The following is a 17,453-nucleotide window of genomic DNA, read 5'->3' as shown; positions in this document are numbered from 1 at the left end:
TTTTGTTTACAAATCGGATCTAATGCCTGGAATACAGGCTCCGAAAATAAGATATCTGCTGCTTTGAACATCTGCAGCATGAAGATAGATCTTACAGGCAGCGTACATTGCCACCCAACTGATTTTAAAATAACATAATCCGATTGATTATGCAATCCATTTCCCGCTTTTTTCATAATTTTGTTTTCATAAAAAAGCTGCGGAGGTTATACTCCACAGCTTTTTCTTTATGACAGGCCCCTTTTCTAGCAGATCTCTGCTCCTGCCGGCATTTCTTTTTCCGGTGTCATGAGAGCCAGATTGCCGTCTGCATCTTCCGCGCAGAGCAGCATTCCCTCGGAGAGAACGCCAGCCAGTTTCGCAGGTTTCAGGTTCACAAGGACCATGACCTTCTTGCCTACCATCTCCTCAGGCGTGTAGTTGGACTTGATGCCGGACACGATCTGTTTGATCTGGCTGCCCACGCGCACTTTGGAGCAAAGCAGCTTCTTGGACTTCTTCACTGCCTCGCACTCAATGATCTCGCCTACCTGGAACTGCATTTTTCCAAATTCCTCAAAGGTGATCTCCGGTTTGGCCTCTATGTCGATGACTTCTGTCTCCTCTTCTTTTTCCTCCACAGCCGGGTGAAGCTCCTCCACCTTTTTCATGACTTCTTCCAGATCCAGCCTCTGGAAAAGGATCTCCGGCTTCTCTGTCACCTTGCCATCTCCCAGCTGTGCCAGGATCTTCTCTGATGTCTCAGGCATAAAAGGCTCCAGCGCTCTGGCGCCGGCCTTGATGCTCTCGATCAGATTGAAGAGCACTGTCTCCAGGCGGTCTTTCTTCGACTCATCTTTTGCCAGAGCCCAGGGCATAGTCTCATCAATATATTTGTTGCAGCGTTTGAACAGGGTAAAGATTTCTGTGATGGCATCCGCCACGCGGAGGTCTTCCATCTTCTTTTCCACTGCTTTCGGCATATTCTCTGTCACAGCCTTCAGATCTGCGTCTACTTCCTCTGCGGCGCCCTTATCAGTCACAGTTCCGCCGAAATATTTGTTTGTCATGGAAATCGTACGGTTTACCAGGTTTCCAAGGGTGTTTGCCAGATCAGAATTCATCCTCTCCACCATCAGCTCCCAGGAGATCACGCCGTCATTGTCAAAGGGCATCTCATGGAGAACAAAGTAGCGCACTGCATCCACGCCGAAGAAATCCACCAGCTCGTCAGCGTAGAGAACATTTCCTTTGGACTTGCTCATCTTGCCGTCTCCCTGAAGAAGCCAGGGATGGCCGAACACCTGCTTCGGAAGAGGCAGATCCAGAGCCATCAGGAAGATAGGCCAGTAAATAGTATGGAAACGGATGATATCTTTTCCGATCAGATGAAGATCTGCCGGCCAGTTTTTCTTAAACTGTTCTGTGCTCTCCCCGTCACAGTCATATCCGATCCCTGTGATATAGTTTGTCAGTGCGTCCAGCCACACGTACACTACGTGATCCGGGTCGAAATCCACCGGAATGCCCCATTTGAAGGATGTTCTGGACACGCACAGGTCCTGCAGTCCGGGAAGCAGGAAATTGTTCATCATCTCATTTTTCCTGGACACCGGCTGGATGAACTCCGGATGGGTATTGATATGCTCGATGAGCCGGTCTGCATATTTGCTCATTTTAAAGAAGTAGGCCTCTTCTTTTGCCGGCTGCACCTCCCGGCCGCAGTCCGGACATTTGCCGTCCACAAGCTGGGACTCTGTAAAGAAGGACTCGCAGGGTGTGCAGTACATTCCCTCATAATATCCTTTATAGATATCTCCCTGGTCATACAGCTTCTTGAAGATCTTCTGCACCTGTTTTTCATGGTCTGCGTCTGTAGTGCGGATAAATTTGTCGTAGGATGTGTTCATCAGATCCCAGATCCGCTTGATCTCCCCTGCCACATTGTCCACAAATTCCTTTGGCGTAACGCCTGCTTCCTCAGCCTTCAGCTCAATCTTCTGGCCGTGCTCATCGGTTCCTGTCTGAAAGAACACATCGTATCCCTGGCTTCTTTTGTACCTTGCGATGGCGTCCGCCAGTACGATCTCGTAAGTGTTCCCGATGTGGGGCTTGCCTGATGTGTAGGCAATGGCTGTTGTAATATAATACTTCTGCTTTTCCATACTCTCTTCTCTCCTTTATAAATAAAAAAGTCCTCCCTGACTTCCTTGGGAAATCAGAGAAGACGAATTTACCGTGTTACCACTTCTCATTCACTCCTGCCTCGCAGCAGAAATCTCGTCAGGTGCCGGTCCGGCCGACATCTCTCCGCTATAGAGGGCGGTCCCTTCGCAGACTTACATTGAGCATTTAGCGAGGTATTACCGAGCTTAGTGCGAAAGTACACCTGAATGCCTGGCGAGGTTCTCCCTGTTCGTCTGCGCCGCTCGGAAGCCATCTTCAGCCCGCTTCCGTCCATTTCCTCTCAGCATGTGGAAATTTCTCTGTAAAACTTTCCCGGACCTACTCTCTTCGTCACAGCGTTTCTGTTATGAAAAATAATCTGTCTCAAATCGTAGCATAGGGGAAGAGAAATGTCAAGGCAGCTCTTTCTTTCCTACTAAAAGCAGGTGAAGGCTCCGTCAACAACAAAGTCCGCCCCGGTGGTAAACGTGCTCGTATCTCCCGCCAGATACACACAGATGGACTGCAGCTCCTCCGGCTTTCCCATGCGCCCCAGGGGCGCCATCTCGTTCCACTTCTCGATCAGCGGAACAAGAGTCGGAGAGTTGAGCGTCAGCTCCGTCCCTATATATCCCGGACTGATGCTGTTCACCCGCACTCCCCTCTTCGCCCACTCAATAGCCAGAGACTTTGTGAGCTGGATCACCCCTGCCTTTGAGGCATTATAAGCACACTGAGGCTGAGGGACATTCACGATATGCCCGGACATGGAGGCTGTGTTGATAATGGAACCCCCTCCGTGTTCCAGCATGTATTTCCCGGCGGCAATATCTGTGAGAAAAATTCCGTTTAAGTTGATGTTGATCACCTTGAGCCACTGCGCGTAGGTCATCTCCTCAGCCGGCGCATTGATACAGATGCCTGCGTTGTTATGACAGAAATCAAGCCCTCCCAGCTCTTCCACAGTTTTCTTCACCATCTGGTCCACCTGTTTCGGGTCTGTACAGTCTGTCCCAATGGCGATTACTTTTCTTCCTGTCTCCCTTGAGATATACTCCGCCGTTTTCTGCGCTTCTGCCAGATCGAGATCCACAATGGCCACATCTGCTCCGGCCTCAGCGAAAGCAGTGGCCGTACATTTTCCGATACCCCTGGCGGCGCCTGTAACAAATCCCTTTTTCCCGTCCAGTCTCATCTTTTCAATAATTCCCATGACAATGCTCCTTTCCTTAATTGTATCCAGATCATTTGAAATATAAATATACGGTATAGGATTATTTTACAATACAGCGGACGCCTCCCGCAACGGCTTTATCTCTTTTCCAGCCGGGAAATCACGTTTTCTCCTCTACCGCATATACTGTTAAAAACCCTTGTTGGAAATAAACATGAACGATTGCTATCCCTTTTTCAACACCCCTCTCCCCTACGCCTATGACGCCCTGGAGCCCTTCATCGACGAAAGGACCATGCGGCTGCACCACGACCGGCATCTCCAGACATATATCGACAACCTGAACCGGCTCCTTGAGGCTGATCCGTCTCTCCAGAAGTATTCTCTCACAGAGCTTCTGGTCAGCCAGGACCGGCTTCCCTGCCAGCTCCGGACAACCCTTATCAACAATGCGGGCGGCGTATTTAATCACCGCTTCTTCTTTGAAGGCATGACAAAGACAGGCACCCGGGGTCAGGCGCCCGCTCTCTTTCGGCAGATAACCAGGCAGTTCGGCAGCATGGAGCACTTTAAGTCCTGTTTTAAAGAGGCCGCCCTCTCCGTGTTCGGCTCCGGCTATGCGTGGCTTGTCTGGGAAAAGGGCGGTTTATGCATCGCCACCTCCGCAAACCAGAACACGCCGGATCTGTGCCGCACCGTGCCGCTGCTGGCCATAGATGTCTGGGAACACGCCTACTATCTGAAGCATTACAACATGCGCGCCGCCTACATCGACGACTGGTTCCGGGTCGTAAACTGGTCCTGTGCGGAAGCCCGTTTCCGCCGGTGCCGGATCATATGAGCAGCATCTCCTGCTCCAGACCTTTTCCGGTCTTCAGCAGCTCCTGCCTGAGCTCTTCCAGCTCCTCCGGCAGGGCCGCACTCATCTTCTCCAGGTCCCGGAGCGCTCCCGGCTCCATCTCATATCCCGACGACAGGTGGCGGCGGTAGAGCTCTGCATTCATATGCAGCGGCCTGACATCCGGGAAAAGATTGTCCCGGATGAAGCAGAAGATGCGAAGCCCGCCGAAATCCATATCCCCGCTGTGCAGGTATTCCACTGTCCTGCCCTTCAGCGCTCCCGCCAGGGCCTTCAGGAAATCCCTCTCCTTGGGAGAGAGGAAGCCGTGGGTGAAGACATACAATGTTTCCTCCTCAAAGGGCTCGCAGACAAAGCTGGCCCTGTTCTCTATCGTCACGATCCGCCGTATGTCCTGCTCCCGGCAGATGCGGGCGTTCTTCAGCGTCTCGCTGTTGAGGACCGTGCCGTACCGCAGCTTTCCCAGGTCCACAGTCTGCCCTTTGATCTCCAGGCGTAGCGGTCCTTTCACCTCCATCTGCTGGGAGTACTCTTCTATGTAGAGCCAGGAGAGCACCTGAGCGTCATCCATGGCCCTGTCTATATCCGGGTGGTAATCCCGGGCCATCTGGACCACCCATCCTCTGAACCCGGCCGGGTCCTCCCTGAAGATCTTGGGACGCCCCAGATACCGGCTGCTGAATATCTGTACATAGACAGGCTCCTCCAGCTCATCCAGCCCCTTCAGACAGGCAAAGTACTGCTCCTTCCTCCCCTGTCCGAAGATCCGGCTCACCTCCTTTGCCTTCAGCTTTCCGCTGTCCGCCTCCCTCCAGCGGTCTCTGACATAGTCCCTGAGCCACTGTCTGCGCAGCGCTCCGCCCAGCTTCTCCAGCTCATGTTTGTACGCAGCGGCAATCTCATACTTGGGCGTCTTCCCCGCCAGTTTATAATAGACGGGCATGTCTTTGTTATAGTAGTGGAATTCACTGAAATCCTGCTTATAGTTCTGCCAGCGCACCTCCTTTTTGGGGATCAGGCCCAGGCGCTCCAGCTCCAGCATCTCCCGGGCCACCAGGTCACGTCCTTCTCCCCTCGGGGCGCCGGCCTCCCTCTCCGCTCTGTCGAAATCCTCCTGATGGATCTTCAGGCTGCGGCGTCCTTCAAGGGAATGGTTCCAATCATTTTTCTTTTTTTCATAGTTTTCAATGATCTTCCTGACAATGTAGCCGCCTCTGTATCCGTCCATAGAATCACCTCCGCTCCTGGTCTGTCTTTCGCCTGTTTTCCGGCTTATTCTTCAGCCTCCTCCAGAAGTTCCTCGAACTCCTGCTTCTCAAACTCCATGATGGAGATGTTCTGCTTGTCCGGGTTGGCAAAGACAAAGGTCTTATCCACGTTCTCCAGATAGTTCTGTATCTTGTCATTGGTGGCACTGATGATAGCCTGGAAGCCAAGTCCCCGGATCAGCTCGATGCAGGTTGCCACCTTCTCCGCGTCCATCTTGGAGAAAGCCTCGTCCAGGATGACAAGGCGGATGGTGGGGTTCCTCCTGACTCTGGGCGAGTAGTCCAGACGATAGAGCTGGGCAAAGCTGGCCAGAAGCGCCACATAGAGGGGATTCTGGCCCTCCCCGCCGGAATTCTTGGAGATCATCTTCCCAAGACCGATGTGCATATTTTTCTCGCCCCGCACAATCTGCTGCATGTCAAAGGAGAGGTAGGTCCGGTAGTCCGAGTATTTCCGCATGTTCTGCTTCGCTTCCTCCAGCTCCTCCGCCGAGGCGTTCTCCGGCGGGATGAAGATCTGGATCAGGTCACCTATCAGCTCCCCGTACTTCTCCTCGTGCTCCATGGTAAACAGATTCATCTGGTTCTCCATATTGTAGGAGAGCCGGGAAGGGTCTATCTCCAGGGCATCGTCCATGAACATGTCGTAGTACTCCCCGTAGGCCCCCTTGTTCCTGGTGATCACAAACTGGTACTTATCCTTTCCGAAGTCCAGCCTGCTGATGATCCGGTTCAGCTCGTCCTTTCGCTGGAGCGCCTCCTTGATGGCGCTGCGTATCTTATAGATGAAGTCCTCCTTGAAGTGCTGGACCGCGGTCCTGGCCTGCTCTGCCGCCTTCTCCTTGTACTCCTCCAGGTGGTCGCACTGGAGCGTGTTCAGGAGCTTCTCGTAATCTCCATTGTCCTCCGCACTGGCCGAGAAGGTGCGATGAGGATACTCCCGCAGGTAGCTGCTGCGGATATCCACCAGCTCCTGGTATCGCTTCTCCCTCTCCTCCCGGCAGGCAGCCTGCTCCCGGAAGCAGAGATTTTTCAGATACTCATAGTTGGAGCTCTTCCTGCTCTCCATGTAGGACTGGAAGCTTTCCGCAAATTCTTCGTTTTCTTTGAAACTTTTCTGTTTCTCATTTAACTCCTCATCCAGGTCCAGATACTCCTGATCCGCCTCCTGGATCCTTCTCTCATGCTGCCAGATAGCCTTCTGGATGCTGTCCGCCTGCTGCTTTTTCCTTGTCTGACGCTCTCTTAACTCCTCCTTCTCCCGCTCGAGCCTGCCTACATTCTCTTCCTTCAGCTCCTCTATCCGGCTCTGCAGCATTTCTCTTTCCTTTTCCTTCTCGCCGATCATCCGGATATCCCTGATCATGCTCAAGTACTCTCCGGCGGGGCGGTCCAGGTAGTCCATGGCAAGGACAGAGCGGATCTCCTCCTGGCGCTCTTCTAAGGGCACTCTCTGCTTCTCCAGCTTCTCCAGCTTTTCCTCCAGCCTCTTTCTCCTCTTTCGGAGACTGTTCTCTCCAATGCAGGCCCGCTCTGTGTAGTTCTCCGGATTGATGTGCTGCAGCTTATAGCTCTTGTACAGCATGCACCCGGGGGTGATGCCCACGGTTTGCTGCCGCAGCTCATCGATATCCCGGCACTTGATCACCCTGCCAAGAAGGAAATCCGTGTAGGCCTGGGCGTAGTCTGTCCCCGCCTTCACCTCCTCTGCCAGAGCTCCCTCCCTGACCGGGTGGCTGTCCTGCATGAGACGCTCCGTGTCCACCACGGCGGCACGCCAGAATTTCTTTTTGTCCATGGTCTCATAGATCTCCATGGCCTCCTTTGCGTAGGCCGGCTCCACCATGAGTGACAGCTTGTTGTTCCCCAGATAGCCCTCCACCGCATTGTGCCATGTCTCGTCCCTGACCTCCAGCATGTCCGCCAAAATCTGTACATTCACAAATTTCCCGGCCCTCTTCTGGAGCTCCTCCCGGATATAGTATCTGGCCTCCTCCAGCTCCCGGGGATAGGCTTTCTTTCCCTGCTTCAGATCAGCGATCTCCTGCCGGCCCGCCTGCATCTCCTTTTTCAGGGAACGGAGCTGGGCGCCCGTCTCCCCTCTCTCCTCCTCCAGCTCCCGCCGGATGTCGGCAAAATTCTCCTTGAGCCGCTGAAGCTCCTCTTCTGTGATGCTGCCCTGGCAGAGCCTTTCTATATCTCTGAGCATGGAGTTGGACACCATGTCCTGCTTCTTCCACTCCTCCATGCTCTCCCTTGTCTTCTGCAGGCTGCTCCTGCTGGCAGACAGATGCTCCAGGAACAGGTTGACCTGGGAGAGCTTGTCCTTCAGCTCCTCGTACCCGGTCTGGGCAATGCGGACGATGATGTCCTCATACTGCCTCTGCAGCTCTTCCGCCTCCCGGTCGGTCTTCTCCTTGAGCTTTTGCTGCTCCTTTTTTTCCTTCTCCTCCTGGGACTTTCGGTCCCGGATACCCTCCAGACGGCGTCGGAGCTGGAGGATCTCCAGGCGCAGGGCCCGGTACAGCCAGCTCTCTTCCTCTGTCTTCTTATCTTCGTACAAGGAGAAACTTTCTTCTATTTTTGTCAACGATTGGATTTCTTTCAGTGTTGCCTCAATCTTGCTGCGCATCTGCCCGTATCGCATGACGCTCTCCTGCATGTCCTGGATCTCAATATCCTGCTCCATGCAGATGTACTCCTTCACAAAGTCCTCCAGCCGGATGTTCATGCGGAAGGGGATTGCCCTCTTGAAAAGCCTGGGGAACTTCTCCTTGTCCAGTCCTCCCAGGTACACATCATAGAGCTGGCGGCGGAACCTTTCATTGCTGGGGCCGCAGTAGTAGCCGTCCTGGGGGAAGTTTCTCTGCAGATACTCCCGCACCTCCACGGTGGACAGGACACGCCCCTCTCCCCGGTACAGGTTGGAGAGCAGCGGCCCCTGATGCCAGAAGAACAGACGGCTGATCTCATTTGTGGCCGTCTCTACATCAAAGACAATACCCACGCACTCCTGCTCCCCGATGACGCTATTTGTAAATTCCAGCACAATGGTGCTGGAAAAATTTTTGTTTCTCCGGTACTGGGACTCATTGTTGTCGCTGATGTTGACCATGCCCCGCAGATACTCGATCAGACTCCGGTCCGAGTCGTCGGCTGCCGCCTTGTTGAAAAAGCCCCTTCCGTCCGTGTTGGCGTACAGGACGATCTGCAGCGCGTCAATGACGGTAGACTTTCCGCTTCCCGAGTGGCCGGTGAAAAAGTTCACTTCCCTGTTCAGCGACAGCACCTTTCTGTCTATGTAATGCCAATTATTCAGACAGATCTTCGATAATATTTTGAACGCCTGTTTCGTCTCCACTGTTCTCCTCCTCGCCAAATGTCTTTAAAAGGGCCCGTATGTCATCCCCGGTGAGCACCATATTTATAGTGGGGTAGATGATCATCCTTGTCCCCTCGTTTAACTCCTCCAGTATATCGAGAGGTTCTATGATCTGGTATTTTTTCAGAAGCGCAATGCTGCGCCGTATCTCCGTGGGAGACGGCAGGGACTTCATCACCTGGAACTCCCCGGCCTTGCCGTTCACCGCCCCCAGCGTTGTCACGATCCTCGTGCTGGACGATGCCTGAGCCATCTGCTCGTCATACAGTATCTTCAGCACAAGGAGATAAATGGTGGCAAGCCGCGGGATCTTCTCCCCCATGAGCATGCCGTCCCGTATATAGATCACTCCCAGATAAATATTTTCCACAAGCTCGATACCCGCCACCTGAAAGTATTCCTTCAGAAATTCCATGTGCATGGCACAGATCTTATACTCCCTGCTGTACTGCCACTTTTCAGCCCGCCTGTCGTATTTTCGCTCCAAAATGAATGTCTGTCTGTAAAGGAGCCGGATCACCTCCGTGATCTGCTCTTTCTCCTCATCACTCAGCTGTTCTACATAATCGATCATATTCTTCTTAAACCCTCCTGCGCACAAATGTCAGCTTCGGATAGCGGTATTTTCTGCTCTCCACCAGACCGCCTTCCTCGATGACCTGATACTTGCTGCCGTGCTTTGTACTATAATCATAGGCAAGGATGATCTTCTCAAAGTCCTCGTCATCCTCCACCTTCAGATCTGCGAGCCGCATCTGCTCGCCGTCCATGTGCTCCTCGATAAATTCCTCGATCTGCTTTCTCGTATACCGGGTGTGGATGCGATTCAGCTTCAGAACATCCTCCCTGGAAAGTTCCTGAGAGTCCTCCTCCCGCTCCAACTGGCTGACAAAATCTTTCCTGGGCTTTCTCCTCTTGTAGAGGGACTTCTCCGAGAGGATCTCAAAGAGAGACAGATTCATCCGGGAGGCGGTCTCCCGGAGCCTCTCCTCCTCCTTGCCCTCTTTTCCAAGCTGGTTCAGGAGCTGGATCACAAGCCCTTTTGTGTCCGTCTCCCCGTTCAGGAGATAATTGAGCCTTGTCACAGTGGCCCGGATATACTTTGTGTTCTCCTTGTCCATATTGGCGATGCGCCGCTCAATATCATCAAAGCTCCTCTCGATCCGGTCCAGTATATCCAGCCCCTCCTCGCCAATGCGGTCATAGATACTCTCATCCTCCCGCATTTTCTCCAGGCACTCCTTTATATCCATCTTGTAAATGTAGAAGTTATCACTTGTCTTTAAAATGTGGTATTTCTTACGTACCACTTCCTCCACATACCCTTCCAGGTGTTCTGAAAGAAGCTGTCCGTACTCTCTCTGCTCCAGCAGCCGCCCGTAAAACCGGTCCATATTGTGGAGCATGTCCTGCAGTGCCTTGTTCAGCTTTCTCGTATTGACCAGGGCCGACCGGAGCATGGCGCTGTTCAGCCTGGGATTGTTCTGGAAGGAATACAAAGTGGCGTACACATTCTGGATGTACAGCTCCGTGTCCTCCATCCCCTCACGGGTCAGCCGGTCAAAGGCCTCTATAAAAATAGCCGCATAGTCGGGGATAACAATGTGGGTCACCAGCGTATTGTAATCCTCGATCTTTTTCAGCCACTGTGCCTTAAGAAGCCAGTTCAGTATCCTGGACGCCGGCGTCTCCAGCATGTCCAGCTCATCCTCCGTCTCCTCCGCCTCCAGGGTGATCTTTTTCTGGGTATAGAAATCTCCCAGGATCTCCAGGCACACCTCCCGGCTCAGGAAATAGTTGTTATACTCGTATTCTTCGTTGATCTGAAGCAACGCTTCTACATAAATATCCCGGTTCCTGGAGCGGAACAAACTCCAGAAGGAGTCCGGGATCTCATATATATACTTCATAAATTTCTCCTGTCTTGTATATGGAGTTATTATACCATGGCCGCACAGCGGCCATGGGCCTCCGGCAGATGCGCAGCAGGGTGAAGCGGGTTTCTCGCTTCAGATTGCGCTTTTGCGCAATCATTATACCATATCTCCCAAACCCGTGGAAACCGGTTTTCTCCCATGGAATTTTCTCAAAACCAGCCGCATATCTATAGATAAAATGCTCCGCCCGTTCCAGGAGGCGTTCTATGCGAAAAAAATGTACTGCCCTTATCCTTCTGCTTTCCATCCTTCTCCCGGCTCTGGCCTCCTGCGGCCATCTTCCCGTCCCCGACGAAGATGCTCTCTTCCGGCAGTTTACCCTGGATCTTTTCCGTCAGGAAGTGTCCGCTGACACCATCACCCTGAACTATACAGTACAGGAGCCGGAAAGCTACGGCATCCAGGATACACCGGCGAGCCTTGGCTCTTTCAGCACCGACACAGCTGTCTCCGCCGCATCTATCGAGAACTGCCTTTCCCTCCTTCAGGATTTCAGATACAGAAAGCTCTCTCCGGAAAACCAGCTCACTTTCGATGTTCTCAAATCCTATCTGGAGACAGCCCTTTTGGGCGCCCCCTACGCTCTCTACGAGGAGCCCCTGAGCCCCCTCACCGGCGTCCAGTCCCAGCTTCCCATCCTTCTGTGCGAGTTCTCCTTTGACACACCGGAGGACGTGGATACCTATCTGTCCCTCCTGGAGGAAATGCCGTCCTACTTTACGTCTCTCATCTCCTTTGAGCAGGCAAAAGCGGACGCCGGACTTTTTATGTCCTCCCGGAATGCCCAGGACATTATCGACGAGTGCGCTGCCTTCACTGCACTCGGGGACAGCCATTACCTTTTTTCTTCCTTCATCTCCAGGCTGGAAGGACTATCGGATCTGCCCCCTGTTCAGAAAGAAGCCTGCATCTCGCAGCACCGGGATCTCATCTATGACTGCGTATTTCCCGCCTACAACCGGCTGGCCGCCGCCATAGCTGCCCTGAAGGACACCGGCACAAACGACGGAGGACTCTGCTACTATCCGAACGGAAAAAGATACTATGAGTATATTGTGAAGCGGGACACCGGCTCCGCCCGCACAGTCCCCCAGCTTCAGAACCTGACCCGCAGGCAGATGGCAGAGGATCTGTCTGCCATGCAGTCCGTGACGCCTCTATCCGGCGAAGACTCTTCCTTTGCGCTGGCGGACAGCAGCCCGGAGGCCATCCTGGCAGACCTGAAAGAAAAGACAGCCGGGTCCTTTCCCTCTCTGCCGGAGGTAACCACCGAGATTAAATTTGTACAGGAGGAGATGGCTGAATATGTAAGCCCTGCCTTCTACATGGTTCCCCCGGTGGACAATTCCCAGGAGAACGTGATCTACATCAACCGGGGACATCTCCCGGACGACCTGACTCTCTTCACCACACTGGCCCACGAGGGCTACCCGGGACATCTCTACCAGAACGTGTACTACGCCTCCACAGATCCGGATCCCATCCGCAGTCTCCTCTCCTTTGGCGGCTACACGGAGGGCTGGGCCACCTATGTGGAGATGCTCTCCTACTACTTCACCGGTATAGATGAAGACAGAGCTCTCCTGGAGCAGAAAAATGCTTCCCTCATCCTGGGACTCTACGCCCTTGCCGACATGGGTATCCACTACGACGGATGGTCCCTCACCGAGACGGTCTCTTTTTTCCGGAGTTTCGGCATTACGGATACAGAGACGATCCGGGAGATCTACGACCTCATCATCGGGGATCCCGGTAATTATCTGAAATACTATATCGGGTATGTGGAATTTCTGGAACTGAAAAAGACAGCTGTAAAAGAGTGGGGAGAGGATTTCTCCCAGAAGCGTTTCCACAAGGCGGTGCTGGACACAGGGCCTGCGCCGTTTGAGATCGTGGAGAAGGCGGTGAAGGAGAAAAAATAGGAACGGAACATCTTTGCAATGCATTTTTCACAGCCGCCGCAAAAGGCTGACAGCGGCGGCTGATTTTACTGGAAAAGATAGCTGTATTTCCGCACCTGCCATCTCAGGATCTGCTCAACCCGTTCCAGCACCTCCCCTTGGTAGTAGGGTCTGCATCCCTCCAGTATCTCCACTGCCTCTTTTATAGAAAACCGGAAATGCACCTGCTGTCCATATAGCTCTTCCGCCGCATCCATCTGTTCGTCAAAACTCCTTGAAAATGGCTTTGCCTCTATCTTCTCCATGCATTTTTCCAAATCTTCTCCCAAGGGAAAGTCAGTCATTGTATCCGCAAGTAAAGCCAGTCCATGATCAAAATAAGGGCAATGTCGAAACCGTCTGGTTTCCGGGTGATAGACTACCCCAATATTATTGGTATGCCTGTCCTCATTCAGAAAAAAAGCGTCTATCTCCAGCATAGCTGTAAGATATTTCCCAAAATCTGTCATTCCTGTGATCTCTGCGATCGCATTGACCAAATAACAGATCCGCTCCTTCACGTCCGCCATAGAAGCCATGGTCCTTGCCGCACTTTTCCCTGTGTACAGACGGATCAGCTTTTCGACTGTGATAAGAGACTCTCCCTCCATTAAGAAGCTCCTGCTCCTGCATCCGGTATACACATGTGATTTAAACTCCATTTTCATCGGTTCATAGTCAACGGCTGCCAAAATATCCGACCGGGACAGAAGAGATGATACGACTGTTTCCGCCAGCCCTTCATAGCCCATGCAGTCTGCCTTATACCAGTATATTCCATCCTTCGCCTTCAGCTGGTTTCCCTTTGATGAGTGCCCCCTCAGATCATCCCGGTTCAGAATATCCAGCTTTATCCATTCTGACATAACGCATCCTCCCTGTAATGTATTCTGATCCACTGATCGTCCTCAGCCATTCTTCCTTTTGTCTCTTCTATGATCAGCATGGGATCGTAAAAGTCGACACCCATATCTCTCAGAAGCTCCTTTAAGTGAAACCTTGTCCCGGGAACACATCTGTCCTCCAGAAACTCCCTAAATTCTTCCCATCCGGGAGTTTTGTTGACTCCAAAGGCTGTCAGGGGAAGCTGATTCGTACGATTTTCCACATAGACCGTCTGATTTTTCCAATCCACATCTATCACCGTACACACCCTGTCTTTATACATATATTCCAGCTGCATCTGAACAGAGGGATGCCTCTCCCACCGCCTGATCTCTTCAACATACCGATATACAGTAGGACGGCTGACAGACAGTTCTCTTGCAATCCTTGCAACGGAAACACCCTTCCGGTACATTCTCCGTATAGTATCAGCCTTTTCCTCTTTCAGCCCTTTTCTCCCGGCTCCCCTGGGATTTGCCGGCCTGACTCCGCGCATCAGATCATCGTACTTCTTTGCCTTTTTCATAATTTTCTTCCATTGCTCTGGATCGTCCGTCCCGAAGATTTCCAAGCACTTACAAAGAAGCTTTTGCTCTTTCTCCATACCACTCCCTCCCTTCTATTCTCAGGATATCATAAGACTTTTAATATGTAAATAAATTAATTTTTTTACTTTTATTTTTATCTGCTTTCTCTTTGCACATATAGATATTTCCCCATAAATATGCTAAGGTATTCTCACAGGCTTCCTCCAGGAAGACCTGGATAACTCAGAACAAAGACACCGGTACTCCCGGCCTTTACACAGAAAGGAAAAGACTTATGAAAATAGAAATTCCCGGATATCCTTCACTGGACCTGAAATATCTCCTTCTGGACTACAACGGCACCATCGCCCTGGACGGCATCATCTCAGAGGCTGTTGCTAACAAGATCCGCCAGCTCTCTGACCTGTTCCAGATCTACGTGCTGACGGCTGACACAAACGGCACTGCCCGCCAGATGTGCGAGGGCCTGCCGGTGGAGATACTGACCTTCCCAAACGACGCCGCCATGCAGGAAAAGCAGAATATCCTCTATTCCCTTGGCAAGGAGAACTGCGCTGCCATCGGCAACGGGCGCAACGATCTTCTCATGTGCCGGGAGGCCGCCTTCTCCGTCTCTGTCCTTGGTCAGGAGGGCATGTACGGAAGACTTATGACTGCCACTGACCTGTGCGTCCCTTCTGTCCTGGACGCCCTGGAGCTCTTCCTGAAACCCCACCGCATCATCGCGTCCCTGAGAGGATGATCAGAAAACAGTATATGCCGTTTTTCCTGCTTGTTTTCTCCAATATATTATGTTATATTGATAATAGAAAAGGGAAACCACAAGCGGCTACCCTCGATAATGATTAACTATTTTAAACAGTCGTCACTATGGTCAGATAGTGGCGGCTACTTTTTTTCTCTGAAGATCTGATAACATAGACCTACAAGGGCTGCAATGAATATCAAAAGCTGGATTAAATCCGCATATGTAATATACATGTGCATCACCCTCCTTTCTTTCGTACCTCAAAGGGCATGATGGACGGAGGGTTAACCTCCAAAATGGAGGATAGCCGCCTGGCTTCAGTTTCCCTGTTTTTATAGTAACATAATTCCGTTTTTAAATCAACATAATTCCCCCTATCCCATTATCCCCGCAGCCAGCACCACGCTGGCCGCCAGCCCGGCAAATGTGGCGATAAGAGCGCCTGCCAGGGTAAATCTTGTCTTTGTCACCTTTGCCGTCATAAAATACACGCTCATAGTATAGAAAATGGTCTCCGTGCAGGACATGCTGATGGAAGCCACAAGCCCTATGTAGGTGTCTGTGCCAAATTCCTTGAAAATATCCAGGAGAAGCCCGGTGGCCGCCGAGGAGGAAAACATTTTCACGGCAGTGAGCGGCACCAGCTCTCCCGGAAATCCAATATAGTCTGTCATCCTCCCGAGCTGAAAGGCCAGCATATCCAGAAATCCCGACGCTCTCAGGATACCCACCGCGATCATCAGCGCCACCATGGTAGGCATGATCTTCACCACAATGTGAAATCCGCTGTTTGCCCCCTCGATAAACGCATCGTACACCTGCACCCGCCTGGACACCCCAAAGCAGACGACCCCCAGTATCACCACAGGGATGATCATATTTGAGATGATCATAAATATTTCCATCTACATCCCTCTTTCCACTGCTCACAGCTCTTTTACATCTCTTTTATGTATATGTGCCAATCTTGAAAACAATCTCAAAAAAGTCTATACTATTTACAGAAATTTTACACAGCAGAAGGTGATCTCATGCAGCATACAGCACAGAATACAAGCGATTTCAGCAAGGGGAGCGTGGCCGGAAATATCCTGAGGCTCGCCGTCCCAATGACCTGCGCGCAGCTCATCAACGTCTTATATAATGTGGTGGACCGGATCTACATCGGCCACATCCCCCATACATCCACGGAGGCACTGACAGGGATCGGTCTCACGCTCCCTGTCATCACCATCATCACTGCCTTTGCCAACCTGTTCGGCACAGGCGGCGCCCCTCTTTTCTCCATTGCAAGGGGCGGCGGCGAGACGGAAAAGGCAAAAAAGATCATGGCAAACTCCTTTACCATGCTTCTTGTAAGCGGGCTCATCCTGGCTGTCCTTTGCTATGTTTTCCGGCGCCCGCTGATGTACCTTTTCGGCGCCAGCGACGTGACCTACTCCTATGCGGACGCCTACCTCACCATCTACCTGTGCGGCACTCTCTTTGTGATGGTGAGCCTTGGCATGAACAACTTTATCAACGCCCAGGGGTTCGGAGTCACAGGAATGCTCTCCGTGTCCATCGGAGCTGTGCTGAACCTGGTCCTTGACCCTCTTTTTATCTTCGTGTTCGGCATGGGCGTCCGGGGAGCCGCGCTGGCTACCATCATCTCCCAGTTCGTCTCCGCTGTGTGGGTCTTCCATTTCCTCACCGGGAAGAAGGCGGTGATCACTCTGTCGCCCGCTTACATGAAACCGGAGCCGGCTGTCATAAAGAAAATTACCGGACTGGGACTGTCCGGCTTTATCATGTCCATCACAAACGGCTCTGTCCAGATCATGTGCAACGCCACCCTGCAGCGCTACGGCGGCGACCTGTACGTGGGCATCATGACGGTCATCAACTCCGTGCGTGAGATCATCACCATGCCCGCCAACGGGCTGACAAACGGCGCCCAGCCTGTCATGAGCTTCAACTACGGCGCCGGGGAATACAAACGGGTAAAATCGGCGATCAAATTCACCTCCTGGGCGTGTATTGTATTTTCCTTTTTCGCCTGGGCCCTTTTGTTTTTCTTTCCCCACTTTTTCATCCACCTCTTCAACAGTGACCCGGAGCTCATCGAGAAGGGCGTGCCCGCCATGCGCATCTACTTTGCCGGCATTTTTATGATGTCCCTGCAGTTTGCCGGTCAGTCCACAGCCGTGGCTCTCGGCCGCTCAAAGCAGGCCGTCTTCTTCTCCCTGTTCCGGAAGGTGATCATCGTGATTCCGCTCACCCTGCTGCTTCCGGCCGTAGGCGGCCTTGGCACGGACGGCGTGTTCCTGGCAGAGCCTATCTCCAATGTGGTTGGCGGCACGGCCTGCTTCGTCACCATGCTGCTGACCGTGTGGCCCATGCTGAGCCGGAAGGAGAAAGAGACCACCGAAAAGACAAAATAGAAGGAGGGCCCTCATGTCAATGTCATTTAGTTAAGGCACTGAAATGATAACTCTCTTTTAGGCAGAGATTAGGGATTCCTAGCTCTGCCTATTGTTTTCCTTTTTAGAAGAAAGTTTGTCTGTGTTCAAGCAGCATAAAAAGAC

13 protein-coding genes are annotated in these 17,453 nt (G+C 52.2%); 4 read left to right on the top strand and 9 right to left on the bottom strand.

Features of this window, described 5'->3' with window-relative positions:
* Window positions 1-245 precede the first annotated feature (245 nt).
* Together metG and INF30_RS10185 are read right to left on the bottom strand one after the other, a co-directional pair.
* The gene (gene metG, locus INF30_RS10190; RefSeq protein WP_191384362.1) at window positions 246-2,144 is read right to left on the bottom strand and encodes a methionine--tRNA ligase; all 1,899 of its coding nucleotides are present in this window, start codon (window positions 2,142-2,144) and stop codon (window positions 246-248) included.
* A 437-nt stretch (window positions 2,145-2,581) separates the two neighbouring features.
* On the bottom strand, window positions 2,582-3,358 hold the full coding sequence (locus INF30_RS10185) for an SDR family oxidoreductase (protein ID WP_226395111.1): 777 nt from the start codon (window positions 3,356-3,358) through the stop codon (window positions 2,582-2,584).
* A 175-nt stretch (window positions 3,359-3,533) separates the two neighbouring features.
* Here INF30_RS10185 and INF30_RS10180 point away from each other — a divergent pair, with 175 nt between their 5' ends.
* The gene (locus INF30_RS10180) at window positions 3,534-4,160 is read left to right on the top strand and encodes a superoxide dismutase (RefSeq protein ID WP_226395110.1); all 627 of its coding nucleotides are present in this window, start codon (window positions 3,534-3,536) and stop codon (window positions 4,158-4,160) included.
* Here the strand turns inward: INF30_RS10180 and INF30_RS10175 are convergent.
* Genes INF30_RS10175 through INF30_RS10160 form a run of 4 tightly spaced genes read right to left on the bottom strand, consistent with a single transcriptional unit; the run spans window position 4,153 to window position 10,738 of the window.
* Window positions 4,153-5,406, bottom strand: coding sequence for a Wadjet anti-phage system protein JetD domain-containing protein (locus INF30_RS10175; RefSeq protein ID WP_226395109.1), 1,254 nt, complete (start codon window positions 5,404-5,406; stop codon window positions 4,153-4,155). The two genes, INF30_RS10180 and INF30_RS10175, sit on opposite strands and share 8 nt — an antisense overlap.
* 44 nt (window positions 5,407-5,450) lie before the next feature.
* The gene (locus INF30_RS10170) at window positions 5,451-8,807 is read right to left on the bottom strand and encodes an ATP-binding protein (protein ID WP_226395108.1); all 3,357 of its coding nucleotides are present in this window, start codon (window positions 8,805-8,807) and stop codon (window positions 5,451-5,453) included.
* Window positions 8,758-9,402: a DUF4194 domain-containing protein gene (locus INF30_RS10165; RefSeq protein ID WP_226395107.1), complete on the bottom strand. Its 645-nt coding sequence runs from the start codon at window positions 9,400-9,402 to the stop codon at window positions 8,758-8,760. Before INF30_RS10165 ends, INF30_RS10170 begins: the two co-directional genes overlap by 50 nt.
* Before the next feature lie 7 nt (window positions 9,403-9,409).
* Window positions 9,410-10,738: a Wadjet anti-phage system protein JetA family protein gene (locus INF30_RS10160; protein ID WP_226395106.1), complete on the bottom strand. Its 1,329-nt coding sequence runs from the start codon at window positions 10,736-10,738 to the stop codon at window positions 9,410-9,412.
* A 233-nt stretch (window positions 10,739-10,971) separates the two neighbouring features.
* Here INF30_RS10160 and INF30_RS10155 point away from each other — a divergent pair, with 233 nt between their 5' ends.
* A complete protein-coding gene (locus INF30_RS10155) occupies window positions 10,972-12,687 on the top strand; it encodes a DUF885 domain-containing protein (RefSeq protein ID WP_226395105.1) in 1,716 nt (571 codons plus the stop codon).
* A 65-nt stretch (window positions 12,688-12,752) separates the two neighbouring features.
* Here INF30_RS10155 and INF30_RS10150 read toward each other — a convergent pair whose 3' ends face one another.
* Both INF30_RS10150 and INF30_RS10145 read right to left on the bottom strand, forming a co-directional pair.
* Window positions 12,753-13,571 carry a hypothetical protein gene (locus INF30_RS10150; RefSeq protein ID WP_226395104.1) on the bottom strand — a complete coding sequence of 273 codons (819 nt, stop codon included), beginning with the start codon at window positions 13,569-13,571 and terminating at the stop codon, window positions 12,753-12,755.
* Window positions 13,556-14,194: a helix-turn-helix domain-containing protein gene (locus tag INF30_RS10145; RefSeq protein ID WP_226395103.1), complete on the bottom strand. Its 639-nt coding sequence runs from the start codon at window positions 14,192-14,194 to the stop codon at window positions 13,556-13,558. Before INF30_RS10145 ends, INF30_RS10150 begins: the two co-directional genes overlap by 16 nt.
* Before the next feature lie 218 nt (window positions 14,195-14,412).
* Here INF30_RS10145 and INF30_RS10140 point away from each other — a divergent pair, with 218 nt between their 5' ends.
* A complete protein-coding gene (locus INF30_RS10140; RefSeq protein ID WP_087174366.1) occupies window positions 14,413-14,880 on the top strand; it encodes an HAD family hydrolase in 468 nt (155 codons plus the stop codon).
* A 380-nt stretch (window positions 14,881-15,260) separates the two neighbouring features.
* Here the strand turns inward: INF30_RS10140 and INF30_RS10135 are convergent, their stop codons facing one another.
* Window positions 15,261-15,791 (bottom strand): spore maturation protein, encoded by a 531-nt coding sequence (locus tag INF30_RS10135; protein WP_226395102.1) that lies wholly within the window; start codon window positions 15,789-15,791, stop codon window positions 15,261-15,263.
* 126 nt (window positions 15,792-15,917) lie between these two features.
* Between INF30_RS10135 and INF30_RS10130 the strand changes: the two genes are divergently transcribed.
* A complete protein-coding gene (locus tag INF30_RS10130; RefSeq protein WP_226395101.1) occupies window positions 15,918-17,309 on the top strand; it encodes an MATE family efflux transporter in 1,392 nt (463 codons plus the stop codon).
* Window positions 17,310-17,453 lie beyond the last annotated feature (144 nt).

It is taken from the genome of Claveliimonas monacensis, assembly GCF_014982975.1.
Lineage (GTDB): Bacteria > Bacillota > Clostridia > Lachnospirales > Lachnospiraceae > Claveliimonas > Claveliimonas monacensis.
This window is presented reverse-complemented; position numbering and strand designations above follow the sequence as displayed.

Coding starts and splice junctions, on each gene's coding strand:
- INF30_RS10155 (WP_226395105.1), top strand. CDS start 10,972: ATGCGAAAAAAATGTACTGCCCTTATCCTTCTGCTTTCCATCCTTCTC.
- INF30_RS10160 (WP_226395106.1), bottom strand. CDS start 10,738: ATGAAGTATATATATGAGATCCCGGACTCCTTCTGGAGTTTGTTCCGC.
- INF30_RS10180 (WP_226395110.1), top strand. CDS start 3,534: ATGAACGATTGCTATCCCTTTTTCAACACCCCTCTCCCCTACGCCTAT.
- INF30_RS10165 (WP_226395107.1), bottom strand. CDS start 9,402: ATGATCGATTATGTAGAACAGCTGAGTGATGAGGAGAAAGAGCAGATC.
- INF30_RS10135 (WP_226395102.1), bottom strand. CDS start 15,791: ATGGAAATATTTATGATCATCTCAAATATGATCATCCCTGTGGTGATA.
- metG (WP_191384362.1), bottom strand. CDS start 2,144: ATGGAAAAGCAGAAGTATTATATTACAACAGCCATTGCCTACACATCA.
- INF30_RS10175 (WP_226395109.1), bottom strand. CDS start 5,406: ATGGACGGATACAGAGGCGGCTACATTGTCAGGAAGATCATTGAAAAC.
- INF30_RS10185 (WP_226395111.1), bottom strand. CDS start 3,358: ATGGGAATTATTGAAAAGATGAGACTGGACGGGAAAAAGGGATTTGTT.
- INF30_RS10130 (WP_226395101.1), top strand. CDS start 15,918: ATGCAGCATACAGCACAGAATACAAGCGATTTCAGCAAGGGGAGCGTG.
- INF30_RS10150 (WP_226395104.1), bottom strand. CDS start 13,571: ATGTCAGAATGGATAAAGCTGGATATTCTGAACCGGGATGATCTGAGG.
- INF30_RS10145 (WP_226395103.1), bottom strand. CDS start 14,194: ATGGAGAAAGAGCAAAAGCTTCTTTGTAAGTGCTTGGAAATCTTCGGG.
- INF30_RS10140 (WP_087174366.1), top strand. CDS start 14,413: ATGAAAATAGAAATTCCCGGATATCCTTCACTGGACCTGAAATATCTC.